We start from the raw sequence: 21,821 nt of genomic DNA, 5'->3' as shown, positions 1-21,821 counted from the left end.
CGTTGCAAAGAAACCTCTGCAAGGGTTTTTTGCAAGGAGCTCTTTGTATCGATCCCTTTGTAACTCCCGCCCCCCTCGCCTCACTTCACCTCACGAACCCCTGCTCCTTCATCCACTCCAACGCCACCTGATGCGGATCCTCCCCGTCGACATCCACCTTCGCGTTCAGCTCCTGAGCCACCGCGTTGTTCAGCCGAGCCGAGATCGGGTCCAACACCCCGGCGATCGCAGGCCACTTCTTCATCACCTTGGAGTTGATCTCGGGCGCCGCGTTGTAGTTGGGGAAGAAGCGCCGATCGTCCTCCATGACGACGAGGTCCATCGCCTTGATCCGCCCGTCGGTCGTGTACACCTCGCCGTACGTGCAGTGCCCCTTCTCGGTCTGCGTGTAGATGATCCCGGAGTCCATCTGCGTGATCCGGGACGACGGCACACTCATCCCGTACGCCTTCTGCATCCCCGGCAACCCGTCCGCCCGGTTCGCGAACTCGCTCTCGACGCACAGGGAGACGGCCTTGGGGTCGGTCTTGGCGAGCGCGGCGACCTGGGAGAGGGTCTTCGTGCCGTACTTCTCGTAGGCGGCCCGGTTCATGGCGAGCGCGTACGTGTTGTTGACCTGCGACGGGGGCAGCCAGGTGAGCCCGTTGCGGGCGTCGGCCCTGCGGACGGCCTCCCACTGGGCCTGCGGGTCGGTGATGGGCTTGCTGTTGCCGAGGTAGGTGATCCAGGCGGTCCCGGTGTATTCGTACATCCCGTCCGCGTCGCCCTTCTTGACGGCCTCGCGCGCCCCGATGGACCCCTGGATGCCGGTCCGGTCGAGGACGTGCGCGCCGGCGGCCTGGAAGGCGATGCCCATCATCGCGCCGAGGATGAGGTTCTCGGTGAAGGACTTCGACGTCACCGTGAGGTCGGCCCCTTCGAGGGGCTTGCCCCGCCCGATCGTGCCGGGTTCGACGTCGTCGACCATGGGGGAGCCGGACGTCAGCCCACAGGACGACAGCAGCGCGGCCGACACCAGAAGACCCAGCGCGCGTCTCACCGGCCCACCTCCAATCCCCTTGGCCGCAACAGGAGTTCGGCGATGGACGCCAGCCAGTCCACGAGCAGCGCGAGCGCCACCGTCAGGATCGAGCCCAACACCAGTACGGGCATACGCTGGTTGGTGATCCCGGTCGTGATCAGCACCCCGAGCCCGCCGCCCCCGCCGAACGTCGCGAGGGCCGCCGTACCGACGTTGAGGACGAGCGCCGTACGGACGCCCGCGAGGATCAGCGGTACGGCGAGGGGGAGTTCGACGCGGGACAGGACGCCGAGGGGGGACATGCCGATGCCGCGCGCGGCCTCCAGGAGTGTCGGGTCGTTCGCGCGCAGCCCGGCGATCGTGTTGGAGAGGACCGGCAGGACGGCGTAGGCGATGATCCCGATGAGCGCGGCCTTCTCCCCGATGCCGAGCCAGATGACGAGGAGCGCCAACAGGCCGATGGCCGGGGTGGCTTGGCCGATGTTGGCGATCGCCATGACGACCGGCGCGGCCCTGCGCAGCGCGCCGCGCGTGAGCAGGATGCCGAGCGGGATGGCGATGATGAGGACGAAGAACGTGGAGATCGCGGTGAGTTGGACGTGCTGCCACAGCGCCTTGGAGACCTGGCCGCCGGAGAGCGCGTTCTCGGAGATCGGGTCCAGGTCGGCCTGCTGGAACCAGAGCCAGGTGCCGAGCAGGAGGGCGACGAGGAAGCCGGGCAGGACGGTCAACTTGGGCCAGCCGATACGGGGTTGAGCCGTCCCGGAGGTCCCGGGCGCCGACTCCGCGGAACCGGCGTCGGCGCCGCCGTCGGCGTCGGAACCGACCCCCGTCCCGACCTCCGTCCCGGCCCCGGCCTCGGTCCCGGGGGAGCCCGCCTCTGGAGTCCTCACGCCTTCTCCTCCCCGCCGTCGCCCTCCTGCTCCGCGTGCGTCTGCGCCGCCCGCGTCTCCTCCAACTCGTGCTGGTGCTCCATCGCTTCGAGCCGGTCGGCCTCCAGGAGTTCGTGCACGGAGTTCATCAGCGTCTCCATGTCGACGACCCCGGTGTACTCCCCGCGCCGCCCGGTGACGGCCGTCCGCCCGGAGCTGTCGGTGAGGACGGCCTCCAGCGCGTCCCGCAGCGTCGCGTCCCGCGTCACGGTGTCGTTGACGAGCGTCCCGGCGCGCGCCAGCGAACCCTTCGCGCGCATCAAGTCCCCGCGCCGCAGCCACTTGTAGGGCCGGCCGCGCTTGTCGAGGAGGAGGATCTCGTTGGTCCCGCTGTCGCGCAGCTTGTTGAAGATGACCTGGAGCGGATCGTCGACGGTGACCGTCGGATAGTCGGTGATCGGCACGTCCCGTACGCGCGTGAGGTTGAGCCGCTTCAACGCGGCCCCGGCGCCGACGAATCCGGACACGAAGTCGTCGGCGGGGTTGGTGAGGATCGCCTCCGGCGTGTCGAACTGCGCGATGTGGGACCGCTCGCGCAGCACCGCGATCCGGTCGCCGAGCTTGATCGCCTCGTCGAAGTCGTGGGTGACGAAGACGATCGTCTTGTGCAACTCGTGCTGGAGCCGGATGAGTTCGTCCTGAAGGTGGTCGCGGGTGATGGGGTCGACGGCCCCGAACGGCTCGTCCATCAGCAGGACCGGCGGATCGGCCGCCAACGCCCGGGCCACGCCCACGCGTTGCTGCTGTCCGCCGGACAACTGCCGTGGATAGCGCCCGTGGAACTCGCCCGGGTCGAGCCCGACGAGGTCGAGCATCTCCTCGACCCGCGCCTTGATCCGGCCCTTCGGCCAGCCCACCATCTTCGGTACCAGCGCGATGTTCTGAGCGACCGTCATGTGCGGGAAGAGGCCGGACGACTGGATCGCGTACCCGACCTTGCGGCGCAGCTTCACCGGGTCGATGTCGGTGACGTCCTCGCCGCCGATCCGGATCCGCCCGCCGGACGGCTCGATCAGCCGGTTGATCATCTTCAGCGTCGTCGACTTCCCGCACCCGGAGGGGCCGACGAAGATGACCGTCTCGCCCGCCTTGATCTCCATGTTCACGTTGTCGACGGACGGGTTGGGGTTGCCCGGATAGCGTTTGGAGAGGTTCTCCAGCTCGATCGAGGCACCCAAGGATTCAGACACGGATCCCCCTGGGAATCGTGAGCCGCCCGATGAGGACGTACGCGGCGTCGAACAGCAGCGCCAGGGCGACGATCCCGAGCGTGCCGGCGAGGACCTGGTTGAGCGCGTTCTCGCTGCCGAGCGAGGCGATCCCCCGGAAGATCTCGTTGCCGAGCCCCGGACCCGAGGCGTACGCGGCGATCGCGGCGATGCCCATCAGCATCTGCGTCGCGACCCTGATCCCGGTCAGGATCGGCGGCCAGGCGAGCGGCAGTTCGACCTTCACCAGCCGCGCCGGACGGGACATCCCGATGCCCTTCGCGGCGTCCACCAGCGAGGGGTCCACCCCTCGTAGTCCGACGATGGAGTTACGCACGATGGGGAGCAGCCCGTACAACGTGAGAGCTACGACCGTGGGGGGTACCCCCAGTCCGACGACGGGGACGAGCAGGCCGATCATGGCCAGCGAGGGGATCGTCAGGATGGTCGCCGTCGCGCTGGTGGCGACGTTCCCCGCCCACTCGCTGCGGTAGGTGAGCACCCCGATCGCGACCCCGATGACGGTCGCGAGCAGCATGCACTGGAAGACCGCGCTGGCGTGCTGCAACGCGTCGGTGAGCAGTTGCCGATGCCGGTTGTCGAGGTACTCCCAGAAGCTCACACACCTTCACCTCAGCTCATTCGCGTGACGCCTCCTCCACCAGCGGGATGATCCGCAGCGGCACCGGGTTCTCCATCACGATCGCGGTGGAGGCCCGGACGATGCCATCAAAACCGACAACCAGGTCGATCACCCGCTGGAGATCCGCGTTGGACCGCGCGACCAGCCGGCACAGCATGTCCCCGCTGCCGGTCGTGGTGTGCAGTTCCAGGACCTCCGGCACGGTGCTCAAGTGCGCCCGGATCGCGGGCCCTTGGCCCTGGCGGATCTGGAGCGTCGCGAACGCCGTCACCGGGTAGCCGAGCGCCGCCGGATCGACCTCGGGACCGAATCCGCGGATGACTCCATTCGACGTAAGCCGGTCGAGGCGCGCCTGCACGGTCCCGCGCGCCACCCCGAGCCGCCGGGACATCTCCAGCACCCCGATCCGCGGCTCGCGCGCCAGCAGCACGATGATCCGTCCGTCCAGCCGGTCGATCCCCATGGGCCGGTCTCCTCGATGGTCATCCTGTACAGAAGAGGCGGTACTAACGCTGTAGTACCGAGCATATTGCCCAGCCGAACCGGGAACTGTTGCGCAGCTTGCGAGCCCGGAGTGACCCTGAAGTATGACGCAGACCACACACCACACTCCCGACACCGCCCGGCAGGCCGACCCCTTCCCGGTCAAGGGAATGGACGCGGTCGTCTTCGCCGTCGGCAACGCCAAGCAGGCGGCGCACTACTACTCCACCGCCTTCGGCATGCGCCTGGTCGCCTACTCCGGACCGGAGACCGGTAGCCGCGAGACCGCGAGCTACGTCCTGGAGAGCGGCTCCGCCCGCTTCGTCCTCACCTCGGTCATCCGCCCCGCGACGGACTGGGGCCGCTTCCTGGCCGGTCACGTCGCCGCGCACGGCGACGGCGTGGTCGACCTCGCGATCGAGGTCCCGGACGCCCGCCGCGCCCACGCCTACGCCGTCGAGCACGGCGCCCGCTCCCTCGCCGAGCCCCACGAGGTGAAGGACGAGCACGGCACCGTCGTCCTTGCCGCCATCGCCACCTACGGCGAGACCCGCCACACCCTCGTGCAACGCCAGGACTACGACGGCCCGTACCTCCCCGGTTTTACGGCGGCGACGCCCCTCGTCGAGGCGCCCGCGCAGCGCATGTTCCAGGCGGTCGACCACTGCGTCGGGAACGTCGAACTCGGCCGGATGAACGAGTGGGTCGGCTTCTACAACCGGGTCATGGGCTTCACGAACATGAAGGAGTTCGTCGGCGACGACATCGCCACCGAGTACAGCGCCCTGATGTCGAAGGTCGTCGCGGACGGCACCCTGAAGGTCAAGTTCCCCATCAACGAACCCGCCTTGGGGAAGAAGAAGTCCCAGATCGACGAGTATCTGGAGTTCTACGGCGGGGCCGGCGTCCAGCACATCGCCCTCAACACCAACGACATCGTCGCGACGGTGACGGCCATGCGGGCGGCGGGAGTCCAGTTCCTGGACACCCCCGACTCCTACTACGACACCCTCGGCGAGTGGGTCGGCGACACCCGCGTCCCCCTCAACACCCTGCGCGAGCTGAAGATCCTCGCCGACCGCGACGAGGACGGCTACCTGCTCCAGATCTTCACCAAGCCGGTCCAGGACCGCCCGACCGTCTTCTTCGAACTCATCGAACGCCACGGCTCGATGGGCTTCGGCAAGGGCAACTTCAAGGCCCTCTTCGAAGCCATCGAACGCGAACAGGCCAAGCGCGGAAACCTGTAACCCGCCTACCGCCTACGGGACTTGGGCACGGGCACGGCCGGCGGCTCACCCAGCGCCCGCAACGCGGCCCGTGCCCGGGGCGCCCACAGCGGCGAGAACCCCGGGTTGATCCGCAAGGCGTCCTGGAGGTGCCGGCGGGCGGGCCCGTACTTCCCCAACTCCCGCTCGATCGCGCCCCGGTGGAACGCGTACGCCGCGCTGCGCACCCCGCCGCCCTTCGTGCCGTCCGTCGCGACCGACGCGTACCAGAGGGCCTTCCTGTGCTGCCCGGCCCGGTGCAGGGCCCACCCGAGCGCGTCGGCGACCGCGATGCCCGGCTGGCGGCGCCACTCGGCGCGCAGCCGCGTCACCGCCGCCTCCGGATCGCCGTGATCGGCCTCGAACCGGCCGAGCAGCACCTCGTTGTCGACCCCGGCCGCGCTGTCCTGGCGGATCCGGGCGCGCATCAACTCGTACTCGGCGTGGGCCTGTTCGGCCAAGCCCAGCGACTCGTACAACTCGCCCAGCTCCAGGGCGTACTCGGGCAGCGGCTGACCGGCGAGCGCCGACCTGTAGGCGGCCACCGCCTCCACCGTGCGGCCCAGCGCGGCCAGTGCCCGGCCCTGGCCGGCCTGCGCCGCCCGCTGGTCGGGGTCGAGGCGGACGGCCTCCTGGAAGTGGCGCAGCGCGTCCGGGAAGTCGCCGCGCTCCCAGGAGAGTTGCCCGGCCTGCTCCAGCAACGCGGCCTGTCCGGCGGGGGAGTTCGCCTTCGCCGCCGCGTCGTACAGCACGGCCGCCGCGTCCTCGCGCCAGCCCCGGTCCCGGTACACCGCCGACGCCTTCGCCTGCACGGCCGGGCCGGAGTGCAGCTCCATGAGCTTCTCCAGGGTGGCGCGGGCCTTCTGGTAGTCGCCGAGGCCGGTGTACGCGTCGATCAGCGGGCCGTACGCAGTCCAGCGCTTCGGCGCCGCCCGCACCGCCGCCTCGCCCCACTCCCTGGCGCCCCGGAAGTCCCGGCGGGCGCTCGCGAGGGCGGCGAGACCGGTGAGCGCGTCGGGGGTGCGGGACGCGTGCAGGGAGGCGCGCAGGGCGTGTTCGGCCTTGGGGTAGTACACGGTTACCTCCGCGGTCCTACGCCCCCGCTCGACGTACGCCGCGCCGAGCACGGCCCACGCGGGGGCGTCGCCCGGGTGGCGCCGTACGAACGCCTCGCGCTCGCCGATCAGCGCCGTGAGGTCCGGGAGGGCCGCCGCCGTGCCGGTGGTGACGGCCGCGTGCGCCAGGGCGCCGGGCGCCGGGGCGGGGGCGCGGCGGACGGGGGCGGACTCGCCGGGGAGGAAGAGGAGGGCGCCGCCGGTGAGCGTGAGGGCGGTGGCGAGGAGGGTGAGGAGGCGGGGGCGGCGGCGGAGGGCGGGGAGTCGCGGGGGCTGTGCGGTGTGTTCAGCGCCGTTTTCTGTGCTGTTTCCCTGGGTTGTCCCGTGCATGCGCTTACTGTGCGTCCATACGACGAACACATCACGTCACCCGGTGGCTCGTACGGCGGGGTTCACACCGATGGCCCCGGGTGCGACGCTGTGATCATGAGCCGTTCCGAAGGTCTTCTCGCCCGACTCCGCGACGGTCTCCCGGCCGAAGCGCTCCTCACCGACCCCGACGTCACCGCCTCCTACGCCAACGACATGGCCAGCTTCTGCCCGGCGGGCACCCCCGCGGTCGTCGTCCTGCCCCGGACCGTCGAACACGTCCAGCACGTCATGCGGGTCGCCACCGAGCTGGGGGTACCCGTAGTACCCCAGGGGGCCAGAACCGGACTCTCCGGCGGGGCCAACGCCTCCGAGGGGTGCGTGGTCCTCTCCCTCGTGAAGATGGACCGCATCCTGGAGATCAACCCGGTCGACCGGATCGCGGTGGTCGAACCGGGCGTCATCAACGCGACGCTCTCCCGCGCGGTCAACGAGCACGGCCTGTACTACCCGCCGGACCCCTCCAGCTGGGAGATGTGCACGATCGGCGGCAACATCGGCACGGCCTCCGGCGGGCTGTGCTGCGTGAAGTACGGGGTGACGGCGGAGTACGTCATCGGCCTCGACGTGGTCCTCGCGGACGGGCGGCTGCTGTCCACCGGGCGGCGTACCGCCAAGGGGGTAGCCGGGTACGACCTGACGCGGCTGTTCGTCGGGTCGGAGGGGTCGCTCGGAATCGTCGTCGGGGCCACCCTCGCGCTGAAGCCGCAGCCGCCCCAGCAACTCGTCCTGGCCGCCGAGTTCTCCTCCGCGCGCGCCGCCTGCGACGCCGTCTGCGCGATCATGGCGGGCGGCCACCTGCCGTCCCTCCTCGAACTCATGGACCGGACGACCGTCAAGGCGGTCAACGACCTCGCGCACATGGGGCTCCCGGAGACCACCGAGGCGCTCCTGATGTGCGCCTTCGACACCGCCGATCCGGCCGCCGACCTCGCCGCCGTGGGCGCGCTCTGCGAGGCCGTCGGCGCCACGCAGGTCGTCCCCGCCGAGGACGCCGCCGAGTCCGAACTCCTCCTCCAGGCACGCCGACTGGCCCTCAACGCGCTGGAGGCGGTCAAGGGCACCACGATGATCGACGACGTCTGCGTGCCCCGCTCCCGCCTCGCCGACCTGCTCGAAGGCGTCGAGCGGATCGCCGAGGAGCACAAGCTCACCATCGGCGTCTGCGCCCACGCCGGCGACGGCAACACCCACCCCACCGTCTGCTTCGACGCCACCGACCCCGACGAGTCCCGCCGGGCCCGCGAGTCCTTCGACGCGATCATGGCCCTCGGCCTCGAACTCGGCGGGACCATCACGGGAGAACACGGCGTCGGCGTCCTCAAGAAGGAGTGGCTGGCCCGCGAGCTGGGCCCCGTGGGACTGGAGATGCAGCGGAAGATCAAGGAGGTCTTCGACCCCCAGGGGCTCCTGAATCCGGGGAAGCTGTTCTGAGGGCGACCGCCTGAGTTCCGTACGGGAAACCCCGTCCCCCTTCAGAGGGAGGCGAGGGAGTACGGCGTAGGTCGTAGTACTCCTCACTCGCCGTCCTTCGACTCGTCCGACGGCCACGGGTCGCGCAGCCACAGGTCGTCGGCCGGGGTGACGGCGAGCAGCTCGGCGAGGCCGTCGTCGAGGCCGAGCCGCTCGCCCTCAGAGCCCGGGGGCACCACCCGGAGCGTGCGCTCCAGCCAGGCGGAGACCTGGGCGGCGGGTGCTTCGAGGAGGGCGTCGCCGTCGGGGGAGCTGAGGGCCATCAGGACGACGCTGCGGCCGTCGACCTTCGTCGGCCAGACGCGGACGTCGCCGTGGCCGCAGGGCCGGAAGACGCCCTCGACGAGGAGTTCGCGGGCGAACGTCCAGTTGACCGGCACGCTGGAGTTGATGTGGAAGGTGACGTGGATCGCGAAGGGGTCGTCCGAGCGGTAGCTCAGCCGAGCCGGCACCGGGATGCTGCGCTCCGGCGACAGGATCAGCTTGAGTTCCAGCTCCCGCTCGACCACGGTGGGGTGCATGTCCGTACTCCTCTCTGTGCGGCCCGGAGTGGGCCCGCGCGAGGAGAGAGCGGCTCGGTGGCCGAGCATTACGCGGGTTCGGAGAAAAATTTTCGGAGCGGGTGAAAGAGGTGTGCGAGCCGGTCCGGAACGGGACCGGTACGGACGGACTGGTACTGGCCCGCGCCCGGGTCTGATAGATGTGGTTGCCCCCACCTCACCTCCGAGCAGATAGCGGGACGACGGACATGAGCGCCCCAACTCCGGCCCCCGGCGACGACAGGCCCCGCGAGGGCTACTACCCGGACCCGTCCATCCCCGGGTACGTCCGGTACTGGAACGGTGCCGCCTGGGTACCGGGCACCAGCCGGCCGGCCCCGTCGGACGGCCGCCCGCTCACACCCCCGGCGGGCTCCGGCGGCCCGGTGCCCGCCGTCGAGGAGACCGGCCCCCACTTCTTCGACGAGGACCCCGAGCCCGCGTCCGCGTGGGCCGCCGACGCCGCCCGCCAGTCCGGCTTCGGCGGCGACCAGGACCGCCGCGTCTCCTGGGGCTCCCCGCAGCCCGCCGACCCCCGCGTGCCCGGGGACCCCAGGGTCCCCGGGCGGTCCTCAGGTACCGGTACGTCCGCCGAGCCACCCGCCGCTCATGAGTCCGGTTCCGGCGGCGACCACGGCACGGTCACCTTCCGTGCGCCGGTCCCGCGCACGGGGGAGCAGCGGGGGAGCGCGGGTCCCTCCGGGGGTACTACGCCGGGTACGGCTCCGGCGCCGGCCCCTGCCGCCAAGCCGGGGTTCGGCGCGGGGAAGGCGGCGGCTGCGCGGGCCGCTGCGGCGCAGGGTGCCGGTGCGGGGGTGAGCGCGGGTGCGGGTACTACAGGTACTGCGGGTACTACGGGGGGTACGACGACGTCCCGCCCCGGCGGCGTAGCTCCGGGAGCCCCCAGTACCCCTCGTACGTCCGGCGTACCCGGCGCCCAGGGGGCCCCTGCCTTCCCGGCGTCCTCCGGTACCCCTGGTATCCCCGGTACCCCCACCCCCCGACGTACCCCCGGCATCTCGGTCCCCGCCCCGGCCTTCCCCCATGACACCGACGACTCCCCGCCCGCCGCCCCCGCGGGCGGCCCGCACTCCTGGGCGCAGCAGGTCCACCGGCTCGCCGCCGACGACCAGAACCAGCCCGTCACCCCGTGGCGCCCCCCGGTGGAGGACGTCTTCCAGGCCGCCGCCCGGCGGCAGGCGGTGGCCCGCCCCGCCGGCCTCGGCAAGCGCTTCGCCGCCCGCCTGGTCGACACCCTGGTCCTCGCGGCCGTCACCGGCGCGGCGGCGTTCCCCCTGGGTACTAGAGCCGTAGACCACGTGAACGCGAAGATCGACGAGGCGAAGCTGTCCGGCCGCACGGTCACCGTCTGGCTCCTGGACGGCACGACCTCCGTGTACCTGGGCATCGTCCTCGCCGTCCTGCTGCTCTTCGGCGTCGTGTACGAGGCGCTGCCGACCGCGAAGTGGGGCCGCACCCTCGGCAAGAAGCTGTTCGGCCTGGAGGTGCGGGACATCGAGGGCGGCGAGCCCCCGAGCTTCGGCGCCGCGCTGCGCCGCTGGCTGGTCTACAGCGTCCCGGGGCTGCTGGCCGTCGGGGCCGTGGGCGTGGTCTGGGGCGTGTTCGACAAGCCGTGGCGCCAGTGCTGGCACGACAAGGCCGCGCATACGTTCGTCGCGGGATGACCCCGTACCGCTCCAGGACTACCTGACTCGGTCCCTCGTACGGCCTCCCGCCGGATGCGAAGCCGGGCACTTCGCGGTGCACTCGGGCCATGACCACCGAACCGCCCCCCGGCTCCGGCGGACAGCCACCGGAAGAAGACCCGTTCAGGAAGCAGCAGCCGCCCTCGTACGGCCAGTCCCAGGGCGGCGACCCCTACGGGAGCCCGTACGGAAGTCAGCAGCCCCCGGGGTACCCCTCAGGTACCCCCTACCAGGGGCCTCCCTACGGCAACGACCCCTACGGCGGCGCCCCGCACGGCAACGACCCCCTGGCGGGCATGCCCCCACTGGCCCCCAGCGGCAAGCGCACCCTCGCGAGGATCGTCGACATGATCCTCGTCGGCGCGGTCGTCGCCCTGCTCACATGGGCGTTCCGCGTCAACGAGTACGACATGAGCGGCGACGACGTGAACTTCGGCAAGTCGTTCTGGCAGTCGCTGGTCGCCGCCGTCCTCTACATGGCGTACGACACGGTCCTGACCGCCCGCACCGGCCAGACCCTGGGCAAGAAGTGGCTCGGCATGCGGGTCGCCAACCTCGACAATGGCACGAACCCCTCGATGCAGACGTCGCTCGCGCGGGCGGCCGTCCTGTGGATCCCGTTCGCGTTCTGCTGCGCCTGCGTGTGGACGGCGATCTCGGGCGGCTGGAGCTACTTCGACAAGCCCTACAAACAGGGCCTGCACGACAAGGCGGCGAAGACGGTCGTGGTGAGCGTCTAGCGCCCCGGCATCAACTCGCCGCGCACACGGCACAGTAGAGGGCCCGAGTCTCTCAACTCGGGCCCTCTACTGTGCCGTACGGCGTGAGCGCCGTACAACGAGCGCTGCTGTGAAGGGAGTTCTAGGGTGCCACCGGCTCCTTCGCCGGGTGGCCGGCCGTGGAGCGGGCCACCACGGGGGAGGCGGCGCGCGCCGAGCGGGACGACCTGGCCGGGACCGTCATGGCGACGAGCAGGCCGAGGGCGAGGGCCGCGACGGCGATCACCGCGACACCTGGACCCGAACTGGTCTCTGACAGCAGCAGCATGGCCAGCGTCGAAAGAATGACGGTGCAAGTACCGTACGTGAGCTGTGCGACAGTCGGACGAGGCATGGCAATCGTGTCCTCGGATGCGGGGGAGATCTCGACTCTAATCGCGTGCATGCCCGAGCGGAACGAACGGTAAGCGTGACCTGACGCACGGGCCCGGAGCACAGGGGGCGCACGGAGTCATGACAACAGGTGTTCGGGCCGGGGTGCGCGCCCGCGATGTGACGATCACGTGTCCGCAATGCGAACGCCGACGTCCAATAATGCATATGTTGTGTCCGAGTCAAGGGCTGTCTTTTCTTACCAAGCAGTAGTCAAATGGCGGCACTTGGCTATACACGCGCATCCCCCGTACGCGGATCTGTCATGTCCATCTGTCATGCCTAGGTCATCCCGGAGTGCGGGGCGCTGCGTGCAGGGAGGACAACAAGTGACCAGCAGATCCTGGACGTTCAGGACGGCAGCCATCGCGGTCGCGCTCGCGGCGGCGTCGGCCACGTTCTCTACGGCCGCCGTGGCTCAGGAGGCCGACAACGGCCCCGCAGCGGCCCCGGCGGTGGACCGGCACGACCCGCAGCCGGCCGCGGCACACGAACACGACTTCGACGGCCCGTTCAGCAAGACGCAGGCGGCGCAGCGCGAAGAGGCCCTCAAGCAGGTGATATCCGGCGAGACGGCGGTCAAGAACCGCGACGGCTCGAAGGTCGTCCAGCTGAAGGGCAAGAAGGGCGACAGCAAGTACGTCGAGCTGGGCCGCGAGAAGACCGACAAGATCTTCACGATCCTCGTCGAGTTCGGCGACCAGATCGACCCCCGCTACGGCGGCACCCCCGGCCCGCTGCACAACCAGATAGCCCAGCCGGACCCCGCGGTCGACAACTCGACCGCCTGGCAGGCCGATTACGACCGCGAGCACTTCCAGAACCTGTACTTCGGCGACAGCGAAGTCTCCGTGAAGAAGTACTACGAGAAGCAGTCCTCGGGCCGCTACTCGGTCGACGGCACCGTGCAGGACTGGGTCAAGGTCCCCTACAACGAGGCCCGTTACGGCTCGAACCTCGCACCGCAGGGCGCCTGGGCCGCAGTTCAGGACGGCGTCAACGCGTGGGTCGCCGACCAGAAGGCCAAGGGCGTCAGCGACGCGGCGATCAAGGCGACGCTCGCCCAGTACGACCAGTGGGACCGCTACGACTTCGACGGCGACGGGAACTTCAACGAACCCGACGGCTACATCGACCACTTCCAGATCGTGCACGCCGGCGAGGACGAGTCCGCGGGCGGCGGCGCGCAGGGCACCGACGCGATCTGGGCGCACCGCTCGTACGCCTTCGCCACCGACGAGGGCACGACCGGTCCCGCGGACAACAAGCGCGGCGGCGCCCAGATCGGCGACACCGGCGTCTGGGTCGGCGACTACACCATCCAGCCCGAGAACGGCGGACTCGGCGTCTACGCCCACGAGTACGGCCACGACCTCGGCCTGCCCGACCACTACGACACCACGAACTCGGGCGAGAACTCCACCGGCTTCTGGACGTTGATGTCGTCCGGCTCCTGGCTCGGCACCGGCAAGAACCAGATCGGCGACATGCCCGGCGACATGACCGCCTGGGACAAGCTCCAACTGGGCTGGCTGGACTACGAGGTGGCCAAGGCGGGCGTCAAGTCGACGCACAAGCTGGGAGTTGCCGAGTACAACACGAAGAACCCGCAGGCCGTCGTCGTCCAACTGCCGGAGAAGAAGGTCACGACGGAGATCGTGCCGCCCGCCCAGGGCGCGACGCAGTGGTGGAGCGGCAGCGGTGACGACCTGCGCAACACCCTGACCCGCCCGGTCGACCTGACCGGCAAGTCCTCGGCCTCGCTGTCCCTGGACGCCTGGTGGGACATCGAGAAGGACTTCGACTACGCGTACGTCGAGGTCTCCACGGACGGCGGCGCGACGTACACCCCGGTCGACGGCACCCTCGCCGACGGCACCGCGATCCCGCGCGACGGCAGCGGCCGTCCGGCCCTCACCGGGTCGGTCGACGCCTACCAGAAGCTGACGTTCCCGCTCGACGCGTACGCCGGCAAGCAGATCTCGCTGCGCTTCCGCTACCAGTCCGACGGCGGCGTGGCCCTCAAGGGCTTCGCGGCGGACCAGATCACTCTCAAGGCCGACGGAGCTACGGTCTTCGCGGACGACGCGGAGAGCGCGGACGCCGCGTGGACCGCGAGCGGCTTCTCCCGGATCGGCGCGTCCATCTCGGACAACTACGCGCAGTACTACATCGCCGAGAACCGCCAGTACGTGTCGTACGACAAGACCCTGAAGGTAGGCCCGTACAACTTCGGGTTCGCCGCCCCCAAGGACAAGTGGGTCGAGCACTACCCGTACCAGAACGGTCTGCTCATCTGGAAGTGGGACACCTCCCAGCCGGACAACAACACCAGCGCCCACCCGGGCGCCGGTCGGGTCCTTCCGGTGGACTCCCACCCCACCCCGCTGAAGTGGTCCGACGGCACCCTGATGCGCAACCGCATCCAGTCCTTCGACTCCACCTTCAGCTGGTACCCGACGGACCGGATCACCCTCCACAAGGCGGGCGTCCCGACGACGATCAAGGCCCGCCCGGGCGTCCCGCTCTTCGACGACGGCCGCTCCAGCTACTACGACGAGTCGACCCCGCTCGCGGGTGTCCGCGTCACTGACACCAACACCTCCATCCGGATCGTCAGCGAGCCGCTGAGCGGCAGGACGATCACGGTGAAGGTCGGACCCTCGACGAAGTAGTCGGCATCTTCGCAGGTCAGAAGCGTATCGGCGGCAACCCCCTGGCGGGTTGCCGCCGATCGTGTTTAGGTGCCTCCTGTGGACCGCTTATTGACACCGACCCGCACGGGGGTATGACCGCATGGCCACAGGAGGCTTCTCGAAGCTGCCCTCAGGCACCGTCGTGGTGGCCGTGAACCTGCCCAGCCCGGCCGCCGCCGACGCGGTCGTACGGGTCCTGGTCCACGCCGGGAACCGGGCCCGCGCCCTGACCCGGCTGCGCAACCTCGGTCTGCGCGCGGTGTACCTGAGAGGTAATACCGCGCCCCCGACGCCGGACGAGATCACGGCCGTGCTCCACCATCCCGACGGGCTGATATGGCGGACCTACGGGTCGATGGAGCTGTGGCATCCGATCAGGGCGCTGATGCGGGGGACGGTGGCCAGGGGTGGTTGAGGGATGGTTCACCCCTCGGGGAACGCCCTGACGGCGTCGCTCGCCGCCCGGTACTCCTCCCTCAGATGCCGGGCCTCCTCGCAGTCCACGCCCTGCATGCGGCACGTGTCCTTGCAGGACGCGGCGTGGAGAAGCCAGTCGCGGTAGAGGTTCGCCGCGCGGGTGTGTGGGGGGTTCTCGGGGCAATCGGGGTGGTCGGGGGGTGTCGTCACCGTGGGGTCCCCTGTCGTTCCGGGGGCGCTCCACCGGGGGTGGGGTGGGGCGCCGGGGGTGTGCGGTTGTCCTGGTTCACGGATGGTGGGGGGATTGCGTTCAAATGGGTGGGGTTGTGGAGCGGAGTGGCCGGGGGTCCGGTACGGGGAAGGGGAGACGTACGGGTCGTGGACGTAGGGGGTACTACGGGTATGACGGGTACGGGTGTGCCGGCGGCGCCGGTATGACAGCAGCGCGGCGAGCAGGCGTCGGGCGAGGCGTCTCATGGCGTACGGCTCCGGTGTACGTGGGGGTGAGGGGTACGGGGTGACACCGACGCCCCGGGCGGGGCGGACCACCCGGGGCGCCGATGGAGGCTCAACCCGGCGAGAAGGGGGTGCCGGGGAGCCCCTGCCTGCGGCGCGTCGACGGGGGTACGCGCGGCAGGGTTCTAGGGGAGGGTGGCGGCCCTCTGCGCGGGGAGCGTCTTCTCGGCCCATACGGTCTTGCCGATGACCTCGCTGACGACACCCCAGGTGCTGGCCAGCGAGTCCACGAGGGCGAGCCCTCGCCCCCTGTCCTCGTCGTCCCTGGCCTTCCTGAGCTCCGGCATCTTGTCGCTCTGGGTGTCCCGCACCTCGACGCGGAAGAGGTCGCCGTCGCGGGAGATGGTGAGCCGGACCTGACGCCCCGTGGTGCCGGGTACGCGGCCGTGCGTGACGGCGTTGGTGATCAACTCGTCGACGACGAGCGTGAGTTCTCCGGCGAAGTCGTCGTCCACAGGGGTGCCGCAGGTAAGGAGGAACTTACGGCAGTCCGTGCGGGCGCGGGCGGCGGCGAGTTTGGTGGTGGGGTAGTGGAAGCTGGCGAAATTCTCGGGCACGGGCTGCATCCCCCTCGGAGAGTTCGGTGAGGAGGACGGTAATTCCGGCGACGGTGTTTTCCCAAGCGCGAGTTGCACTTTGGATTTGACCGTTTGCAACCCTGCAACCAATTCCCTTCGTTCGAGTGGCGATTGGCTTGCATGGCGTGTGGGGACTGGGGCACTCTGCTAAGGCTGATCACGTCAGGGAGGGGGAAAACGTGGCAACGCGCCGGATTTCACAGCCGACCGCACGACACGTCCGGATGGGGTCCGTCCTTCGCGGCCTGAGGGAGGAGGGTGCCCATGGCAGTCAGGACGCCGTCGCGGGTGAACTGGGCTGGCCGGAGTCCAAGTCGAGCCGCATCGAGTCGGGCCGCCTGGGGATCGGCGAGGCCGACCTGAGGTTGCTGCTGGACCGGTACCGGGTCGAGGACCAGAGTCTGCGCGGCTATATCGCCGACCTGCGCCGGCGGGGAAACGTACGCGGTTGGGACACCGACGCCCGCTCTTTCGTGAGTGCCTCGCACGCCGACCACATCGGCTACGAATCGGACGCCGCAGAGGAATACAACATGGAAACCTCGCTGATTCCCGGCCTGTTGCAGACCCACGGCTACACGCGGGCCGTCTTCGATCAACACGTTCCGGACTTGACGGAGGCGCAACGCCAGGAACGGCTCGATATCCGGGACAAACGTCGGCAGGTATTCGACCGGGCGAGCCCTCTGGACCTCTGGAGTGTCATCTCGGAGTCGGTACTTCGCCATGCCATGGGCGGCCCCCTCGTCATGGCTAATCAGCTCGAATACCTGCTGGACATGTCCAGGGACTACGCACAATCGATCACCATCCACGTACTCCCGGAGAGATCGGAATCGCACGGCACCCCTTCGGCCGTTCGTCATCCTCTCTTTTCCTCAGCGCTGGGAGTCCGACATCGTCTATCTGGAAGGCTTCACCGGCAGCAGATTCCTGGAGGACCCTGGCCAATTCCAGGTATACAGCAGGCTGTTCAGATGCCTGATGATGAAGGACTCGCTCCGGTCGCCGGGGTCACGCAAACTGATCGAACGCTATCTCGCGACCTACCGCAAGGGTGTATAGCAATGTCGCAGAATTTCATACCGGATGCTTCAATGATCGCTGCAACATGGCACAAGCCCTCGAAATCAGGCGGCCACGAAAACTGCGTCGAACTCGCCGCGTACCAACACCACATTTGAGATCCGCGACAGCAAGGCCCCGAGCGGCCCTGCCATTCTCTACTCCCACCCCACCCTCCTTACCGCACTTAAATCTGACATCCTCTGGGCAGAGTAGGTTGGGGACGTGGAACCTCCTGCGGCACCATCAGCCAGTCGACGGAGTTGCCGAAGCGGAGGCGATCGGAGTCGTGGATGACCAGAAATCGGAGCGGACGTTGGGGCGCGGAACCGGATAGTCGTAGTCGGGACCATTGGCGGGAGTTTTAGGATCGGCGACCTTGGACGGTTTGACGCAGGGGGAGTCGACCTCAAAGGCAACCTGGCCGGCGCCACCGACGACAAGGGAGATACCGAAGCCGTCAGGGGACTGAGCGAAAATAGCGGGGAATGTCTTGCTCTTGTTCACGGACTTAATCTGATACCCGCTCTTCTCCCAGAACCGTTGCACGACCCCGAGGAAGTTTCCGCGACGCTCCTCGGAAATCACCGTCATCACCGTGCGCGAGCGAGAGACGTCGCAGCTTCCCAGTGACGTGCCGCTATGAGTCCATTGAACCGCCGGTTTGACAGCTCCCAGCGTGGCGTTCAACATCTCGTCGGCCCGGTCCGCCGCTTGCTGCATAGTAATGTCCATGACTTCCTTCCGGTTTCCGTCGGTTCCTCCCTTTGTGGCGTCGGATGAACTACTGCAACCGGTGAGCAGAATTGCACTCGTTACAGCAATCGGAATCCAGCTCCGTACTTTTCTCATCGAGGCTGCTCCAACTGGATTTCGTTAGAATGTCCGGCAACAATCAAGGCGATATTTTTGGCGGACTCCATGTCTTTCTCTGGATTGAAATAATTTGAATGTGCGGGTGTCGGTCCCTGGCCATCGACGAAGGGTCTCGGTCCATCATCCACTCGAAAACGCTGAGCGCCAAAATCTTTGCTGGCCGGATCGGTTCCAAACCAGATCTCATCCGGGTCGGTCTGCGCGTCCTGAGCCTCGTACCCGGCGATTCCGCCCACCACCGCACCCGAGACTCCTCCGACGACGGCACCGACAGGTCCAGCCATGCCGCCGCCGAGAACGAGTCCCGCTGATCCGCCGCCTACGGCACCCGTAAGGAGCCCACCTGCTTCGTTGTGATTGGGAAGCTTGGTCACGGGGTCATTTTCTGCCGCGCCCACGAAGACATGTCCTTTCTCCACGTTGAGATCGGTGGCGTGGTGTGCTCCAGTTCCCGGACTGCCGACAAGGATGATGTCGTCGGCTCCTGGTATTCCACCGTGCTGCTGGGCGGCTTGGCCAACAGTCAGCGATCCGTAAGAATGGCCGATGGCCGTAATGTGGGGATCACTGTTCTCGTTGGTAGCCGAGATACCCGACATGAATTTGTTGTAAGCCGTGGCGCCCGCCTTCGCATCGTCCGTCGACATCACATCCGCGTTTTTGGTGAAATCTGAGGCCGGCATTTGTGGCGCGTCGTACCCCAGCCAGACGATCGAAGCAGTGGAAGGGTCGTAGAACTGCGCATCTTTTGCAGTGTCGCGTGCTCTCTTGAGGTCGTTCCTGGCGAAGTCCGCATCAACAGAGGTACCCAGCCCGGGAACGTAGGCTGACACATTCTTCGAAGTGTCAGGGTTTCCGTAACTGACGATTGCTCGACCGCCACCCTCATCTCCGATTCCCAGTAGATACATGGGAGGGAAGTCTGGATCCTGATTCCGTAGCTGATAGTCGATCGACTTGAGTCCGTCCAGCATGGTTCGCGATTTGTCGTCATGCTGCTCCGACAGCTTCCCTATGAGAAGCTGAATATTCTCCCGATTTGCTTCGTCTCGTACGGATGCTGGAATGCCGTCCAGATTTCCTATGACGTCGGGATAGACTGCGAGGTACTCCTCTTTCTGCTCCGGTTGCAGACTGTCCCACCAAGCTTTACGGTCAGCTGGACTTTTGTCGGCGGGAATGGCTTCCTTCAGGTTTTCGGCAGCAGCTGACCGGATCGCAGATGCGTCGGACTCGGCATCCCCCCATGTCTTGTTGTCGACCGTCAGTCCTGGGGCCGCCTTTAGCTTTTCTAGCGCCTTGCCGTACCGATCATCGATCTCTGTAGCTTCCCGCAAAGCGTGAGCAACTCGATCTGCGATGTCCTGAGCTTTGGCATGGTGTGGATTCGGATTGAGGAGGCCTGATGTGTCCGTACCCAGCCCCCTGGAATACAATCCGTTGTTTCCGGTGATCGTCCCGCCGGGAATCGGGTCTCCGGTCAGTGCGTTCTTTCCCCCTGCCGGGTATGCGACACTGCCGTCCGCTCCGACGGAATATGCCAAGGAGGCGGCGTCTTCCAGGGCTTCATTCAAGCGGCGCAATGGTGCAGCTATCTCAGCCGAGAAGCCGCTGAGTGCTCCATGAGCGAGACCGCACTCGACCTGGGTGTAATGGAAATTATCGGAAAGTTTTTGCAACTGTGTCAGTGCTGCATTCGCAGCCTCACCCTCGTTGGCTTTTCGCATCGTCAGAATGATCTGCTTGTCAATGCTCTCTCTGGCTGCATCTGCCATGCTGCTCATCGTTCGGTAGCCATCTGCGGCCGTGGCGTACTCTGTCGGCTTGAGAGCTTTGAGTGTTTTCAGGTCCATTGCTCTACGTCACCGCCCCTTGCCGGAGTCGACGGCGTCGGTTGCCTTTGCCGAGTTCAGTTTTTCGATTTCCGCCTGAATGGCTTGATCTGTTCGCAATTGGTCGTTTCCTGCCTTTTTCAGGATCCCGGCAAGCCCATCGCACAAAGTCTTTATGTCTTCCACTCTGCGTACCCAGGATTCGTACACACCTTGCTGCGCTGCTGCCGTCAGGCATCCCAGTTGATCGCTCAGTCCTACTTGTGCATCGGACAGTGTGGTGAGGGATTTATCCGCGTTGTCGCGCAAGTCCCCAACATCCCCACCAGCCTTGGACCAGGTGGCCTTGTCCGATCTCATGGTGCCGGCCATGCCGCCGCTCGGGCCGACGGAACCTTGATCGGCAGGGTAGGAGTTCAGCTGCATCCGGGAGGACTGTCTTTCCGCTGCCGCGGTTCTGAGCTGCTCCCACTCGTCCCAAGCCATACTCGGTCCCTTCCTGCGTATCGGGATGCATCACTGATCAGGTTGGACGATAACTGGCTGCAAGACGGCAGTTTCATCCGCGTGAGCGCCGTAAGGCTTGAGTATCCGTACTCAGGCGGAGCCGGGGTTTCGATGCCTTGGGGGACTTGTCGGGCATGGTGCTGGAGGCTGTTGCATCGTCTGCGGATGACGACTGCCGAACACTCGACGGTGCATGTGCGGGTGCTGTGTGCGACTGCTTGCACGGCAGCCTGAGCAGGCGACTGCGGCCAGGCGCAACGCATCGGATGGGGCACCTGTTCACCATTGATCCGGCGATCGAGTATTTCTTGCGAGGCGGGCGTCCGCCGAGCCTCGGGGTGGGCCGACGCACTCGGCTCACCCCAACCTCCCCGGAGCCTCCGCATGACCGCGAACCCCAGCGTCGAGCTTCTCGACAATCTGCTCGCCGCGATCGGCCGTACCAGCGCTGTACGGGAAGAGGTACGCGTGTGGTCCATGTCCGGCGTTGAGCGCGTCACCTTCCCCGACAGCACCACGACCGTCGTCAAGTACGCCAAGAAGCCGTTCGACAGCGAGGACCAGGCCCTCCGCCTGGCCCACACCCTCGGCGTACCCGTCCCGCAGGTCCACGCCTCCGCCGTCCTGGACGGCTGGCTCGACATGCTCATGGTCGGACCCTCCGTCCGCGAGGCCGACGACCTCGACGGCGCCGCCGCGGCCGTGATCCTGCACAGCACCCGTACGGCTCCGCCCTTGCCCGTCCTCGACCAGGAACGGCTGCGCACGCTGCCGGCCCGGGCACTGGAGTACCTCGAACGGCTCCGTAAGGCCGATCGATGGCAGGACGCCGACGACGTCGAGGACACGCTCGCCCAGATCGCCCGAGCCGCCGCCCGCGCCTTCACCGGCCCCGTCCTGCGCGACCTCGCCAGCTGGCACGGAACCATCGGCACCCCCGACCCCGTACGCCTTCGCGTCTTCCTGGAGCAGTACGTCACCGCAGGCGGCACCCCCGACGCCCTCACTGCCGAGAGCTGGGCGCTGGGCTGGCACCGCATGTGGGCCGTCGAGTGGTTTATGGAACAGGCCGTCCGCTGGATCGCCGACCCGGCCGCCGACCCCGCGTACATCAAGGACGTACGCCGCCACCTCGCCGACACCCTTCTCCTCCTGGAGGTCTGATGTGGCGCCGCGCTCCGAAGCGACCTAGAGATTAAGGAACGATCGTTCTCGGCTGATCGTTCCCCAACCGCCTACTCCCCAACTCATGGGCAGGCCAAGAGCATTCGACGAGGACGAGGCGGTGCGCGCCGCCGTGGACCTGTTCGGCGGGCGCGCGTACGAGGGCGTGTCCGTCGACGACCTCGTCAGCCACCTCGGCGTACACCGCAACAGCCTGTACAAGACGTTCGGCAGCAAACGCGGCCTCTACCTGACCGCGCTG

Annotated in this window: 22 protein-coding genes; 9 read left to right on the top strand and 13 right to left on the bottom strand. The window is 67.8% G+C overall.

Annotated features, from left to right (window positions below; all coding sequences use genetic code 11):
- Window positions 1–85: 85 nt before the first annotated feature.
- The 5 genes from PV682_RS30265 to PV682_RS30245 all read right to left on the bottom strand — a co-directional run bounded on the left by PV682_RS30265 (window position 86) and on the right by PV682_RS30245 (window position 4,267).
- Entirely contained in the window at window positions 86–967 is an 882-nt protein-coding gene (locus PV682_RS30265; protein WP_407705762.1) for a glycine betaine ABC transporter substrate-binding protein, read from the bottom strand.
- 68 nt (window positions 968–1,035) lie between these two features.
- Window positions 1,036–1,914 carry an ABC transporter permease gene (locus PV682_RS30260; protein ID WP_319734961.1) on the bottom strand — a complete coding sequence of 293 codons (879 nt, stop codon included), beginning with the start codon at window positions 1,912–1,914 and terminating at the stop codon, window positions 1,036–1,038.
- Window positions 1,911–3,143: a betaine/proline/choline family ABC transporter ATP-binding protein gene (locus tag PV682_RS30255; RefSeq protein WP_319734960.1), complete on the bottom strand. Its 1,233-nt coding sequence runs from the start codon at window positions 3,141–3,143 to the stop codon at window positions 1,911–1,913. Before PV682_RS30255 ends, PV682_RS30260 begins: the two co-directional genes overlap by 4 nt.
- Window positions 3,136–3,783 carry an ABC transporter permease gene (locus PV682_RS30250; protein ID WP_319734959.1) on the bottom strand — a complete coding sequence of 216 codons (648 nt, stop codon included), beginning with the start codon at window positions 3,781–3,783 and terminating at the stop codon, window positions 3,136–3,138. The genes PV682_RS30255 and PV682_RS30250 overlap by 8 nt, the downstream gene beginning before the upstream one ends.
- Before the next feature lie 16 nt (window positions 3,784–3,799).
- A complete protein-coding gene (locus tag PV682_RS30245; protein WP_055722490.1) occupies window positions 3,800–4,267 on the bottom strand; it encodes an Lrp/AsnC family transcriptional regulator in 468 nt (155 codons plus the stop codon).
- A gap of 124 nt (window positions 4,268–4,391) precedes the next feature.
- On the opposite strand from PV682_RS30245, the gene hppD reads away from it, so the two are divergent.
- Window positions 4,392–5,537 carry a 4-hydroxyphenylpyruvate dioxygenase gene (hppD, locus tag PV682_RS30240; protein WP_319734958.1) on the top strand — a complete coding sequence of 382 codons (1,146 nt, stop codon included), beginning with the start codon at window positions 4,392–4,394 and terminating at the stop codon, window positions 5,535–5,537.
- Between the two features lie 5 nt (window positions 5,538–5,542).
- Here the strand turns inward: hppD and PV682_RS30235 are convergent, their stop codons facing one another.
- Window positions 5,543–7,000: a tetratricopeptide repeat protein gene (locus tag PV682_RS30235; protein ID WP_319734957.1), complete on the bottom strand. Its 1,458-nt coding sequence runs from the start codon at window positions 6,998–7,000 to the stop codon at window positions 5,543–5,545.
- Between the two features lie 96 nt (window positions 7,001–7,096).
- Here PV682_RS30235 and PV682_RS30230 point away from each other — a divergent pair, with 96 nt between their 5' ends.
- Complete coding sequence (locus PV682_RS30230) at window positions 7,097–8,473, top strand: FAD-binding oxidoreductase (protein WP_319734956.1); 1,377 nt, start codon at window positions 7,097–7,099, stop codon at window positions 8,471–8,473.
- An 83-nt stretch (window positions 8,474–8,556) separates the two neighbouring features.
- Here the strand turns inward: PV682_RS30230 and PV682_RS30225 are convergent, their stop codons facing one another.
- Window positions 8,557–9,033, bottom strand: a complete 477-nt coding sequence (locus PV682_RS30225) for an SsgA family sporulation/cell division regulator (RefSeq protein WP_010356261.1) — start codon at window positions 9,031–9,033, stop codon at window positions 8,557–8,559.
- A 227-nt stretch (window positions 9,034–9,260) separates the two neighbouring features.
- Between PV682_RS30225 and PV682_RS30220 the strand changes: the two genes are divergently transcribed.
- Together PV682_RS30220 and PV682_RS30215 are read left to right on the top strand one after the other, a co-directional pair.
- Complete coding sequence (locus PV682_RS30220; RefSeq protein ID WP_319734955.1) at window positions 9,261–10,736, top strand: RDD family protein; 1,476 nt, start codon at window positions 9,261–9,263, stop codon at window positions 10,734–10,736.
- 89 nt (window positions 10,737–10,825) lie between these two features.
- Window positions 10,826–11,497 (top strand): RDD family protein, encoded by a 672-nt coding sequence (locus tag PV682_RS30215; RefSeq protein WP_319734954.1) that lies wholly within the window; start codon window positions 10,826–10,828, stop codon window positions 11,495–11,497.
- Between the two features lie 121 nt (window positions 11,498–11,618).
- On the opposite strand, the gene PV682_RS30210 is transcribed toward PV682_RS30215, so the two are convergent.
- Window positions 11,619–11,870, bottom strand: coding sequence for a hypothetical protein (locus PV682_RS30210; protein ID WP_319734953.1), 252 nt, complete (start codon window positions 11,868–11,870; stop codon window positions 11,619–11,621).
- Window positions 11,871–12,237: 367 nt separating this feature from the next.
- On the opposite strand from PV682_RS30210, the gene PV682_RS30205 reads away from it, so the two are divergent.
- Window positions 12,238–14,583: an immune inhibitor A domain-containing protein gene (locus PV682_RS30205; protein ID WP_319734952.1), complete on the top strand. Its 2,346-nt coding sequence runs from the start codon at window positions 12,238–12,240 to the stop codon at window positions 14,581–14,583.
- 121 nt (window positions 14,584–14,704) lie between these two features.
- A complete protein-coding gene (locus tag PV682_RS30200) occupies window positions 14,705–15,019 on the top strand; it encodes a hypothetical protein (protein ID WP_319734951.1) in 315 nt (104 codons plus the stop codon).
- Window positions 15,020–15,027: 8 nt separating this feature from the next.
- Here PV682_RS30200 and PV682_RS30195 read toward each other — a convergent pair whose 3' ends face one another.
- Both PV682_RS30195 and PV682_RS30190 read right to left on the bottom strand, forming a co-directional pair.
- Window positions 15,028–15,231 carry a hypothetical protein gene (locus PV682_RS30195; protein ID WP_319734950.1) on the bottom strand — a complete coding sequence of 68 codons (204 nt, stop codon included), beginning with the start codon at window positions 15,229–15,231 and terminating at the stop codon, window positions 15,028–15,030.
- Window positions 15,232–15,662: 431 nt separating this feature from the next.
- Window positions 15,663–16,094: an ATP-binding protein gene (locus tag PV682_RS30190; protein ID WP_319734949.1), complete on the bottom strand. Its 432-nt coding sequence runs from the start codon at window positions 16,092–16,094 to the stop codon at window positions 15,663–15,665.
- A 200-nt stretch (window positions 16,095–16,294) separates the two neighbouring features.
- On the opposite strand from PV682_RS30190, the gene PV682_RS44390 reads away from it, so the two are divergent.
- Window positions 16,295–17,299: a Scr1 family TA system antitoxin-like transcriptional regulator gene (locus PV682_RS44390; protein WP_407705759.1), complete on the top strand. Its 1,005-nt coding sequence runs from the start codon at window positions 16,295–16,297 to the stop codon at window positions 17,297–17,299.
- Between the two features lie 127 nt (window positions 17,300–17,426).
- Here the strand turns inward: PV682_RS44390 and PV682_RS30175 are convergent, their stop codons facing one another.
- From PV682_RS30175 to PV682_RS30165, 3 genes are all read right to left on the bottom strand, one after another.
- Window positions 17,427–17,915, bottom strand: a complete 489-nt coding sequence (locus PV682_RS30175; RefSeq protein WP_319734948.1) for a hypothetical protein — start codon at window positions 17,913–17,915, stop codon at window positions 17,427–17,429.
- Between the two features lie 113 nt (window positions 17,916–18,028).
- Window positions 18,029–19,909: an alpha/beta hydrolase gene (locus tag PV682_RS30170; protein WP_319734947.1), complete on the bottom strand. Its 1,881-nt coding sequence runs from the start codon at window positions 19,907–19,909 to the stop codon at window positions 18,029–18,031.
- 9 nt (window positions 19,910–19,918) lie between these two features.
- Window positions 19,919–20,314 (bottom strand): hypothetical protein, encoded by a 396-nt coding sequence (locus PV682_RS30165; protein WP_319734946.1) that lies wholly within the window; start codon window positions 20,312–20,314, stop codon window positions 19,919–19,921.
- 465 nt (window positions 20,315–20,779) lie between these two features.
- Here PV682_RS30165 and PV682_RS30160 point away from each other — a divergent pair, with 465 nt between their 5' ends.
- Together PV682_RS30160 and PV682_RS30155 are read left to right on the top strand one after the other, a co-directional pair.
- The gene (locus PV682_RS30160) at window positions 20,780–21,559 is read left to right on the top strand and encodes an aminoglycoside phosphotransferase family protein (RefSeq protein WP_319734945.1); all 780 of its coding nucleotides are present in this window, start codon (window positions 20,780–20,782) and stop codon (window positions 21,557–21,559) included.
- Window positions 21,560–21,644: 85 nt separating this feature from the next.
- A partial coding sequence (locus tag PV682_RS30155) for a helix-turn-helix domain-containing protein (RefSeq protein ID WP_319735028.1) occupies window positions 21,645–21,821 on the top strand: 177 nt, incomplete at its 3' end.

It is taken from the genome of Streptomyces niveiscabiei (genome assembly GCF_033794345.1).
Taxonomy (GTDB): Bacteria; Actinomycetota; Actinomycetes; order Streptomycetales; family Streptomycetaceae; genus Streptomyces; species Streptomyces niveiscabiei.
The sequence above is the reverse complement of the archived record's forward strand: the minus strand, read 5'-3'. Positions and strand labels throughout refer to the sequence as shown.

Excerpts from the sequence above, each read along its gene's own strand:
- PV682_RS30265 (WP_407705762.1), bottom strand. The coding sequence starts at position 967 with ATGGTCGACGACGTCGAACCCGGCACGATCGGGCGGGGCAAGCCCCTC.
- PV682_RS30245 (WP_055722490.1), bottom strand. The coding sequence starts at position 4,267 with ATGGGGATCGACCGGCTGGACGGACGGATCATCGTGCTGCTGGCGCGC.
- hppD (WP_319734958.1), top strand. The coding sequence starts at position 4,392 with ATGACGCAGACCACACACCACACTCCCGACACCGCCCGGCAGGCCGAC.
- PV682_RS30235 (WP_319734957.1), bottom strand. The coding sequence starts at position 7,000 with ATGCACGGGACAACCCAGGGAAACAGCACAGAAAACGGCGCTGAACAC.
- PV682_RS30230 (WP_319734956.1), top strand. The coding sequence starts at position 7,097 with ATGAGCCGTTCCGAAGGTCTTCTCGCCCGACTCCGCGACGGTCTCCCG.
- PV682_RS30225 (WP_010356261.1), bottom strand. The coding sequence starts at position 9,033 with ATGCACCCCACCGTGGTCGAGCGGGAGCTGGAACTCAAGCTGATCCTG.
- PV682_RS30220 (WP_319734955.1), top strand. The coding sequence starts at position 9,261 with ATGAGCGCCCCAACTCCGGCCCCCGGCGACGACAGGCCCCGCGAGGGC.
- PV682_RS30215 (WP_319734954.1), top strand. The coding sequence starts at position 10,826 with ATGACCACCGAACCGCCCCCCGGCTCCGGCGGACAGCCACCGGAAGAA.
- PV682_RS30210 (WP_319734953.1), bottom strand. The coding sequence starts at position 11,870 with ATGCCTCGTCCGACTGTCGCACAGCTCACGTACGGTACTTGCACCGTC.
- PV682_RS30200 (WP_319734951.1), top strand. The coding sequence starts at position 14,705 with ATGGCCACAGGAGGCTTCTCGAAGCTGCCCTCAGGCACCGTCGTGGTG.
- PV682_RS30175 (WP_319734948.1), bottom strand. The coding sequence starts at position 17,915 with ATGGACATTACTATGCAGCAAGCGGCGGACCGGGCCGACGAGATGTTG.
- PV682_RS30170 (WP_319734947.1), bottom strand. The coding sequence starts at position 19,909 with ATGGACCTGAAAACACTCAAAGCTCTCAAGCCGACAGAGTACGCCACG.
- PV682_RS30165 (WP_319734946.1), bottom strand. The coding sequence starts at position 20,314 with ATGCAGCTGAACTCCTACCCTGCCGATCAAGGTTCCGTCGGCCCGAGC.
- PV682_RS30160 (WP_319734945.1), top strand. The coding sequence starts at position 20,780 with ATGACCGCGAACCCCAGCGTCGAGCTTCTCGACAATCTGCTCGCCGCG.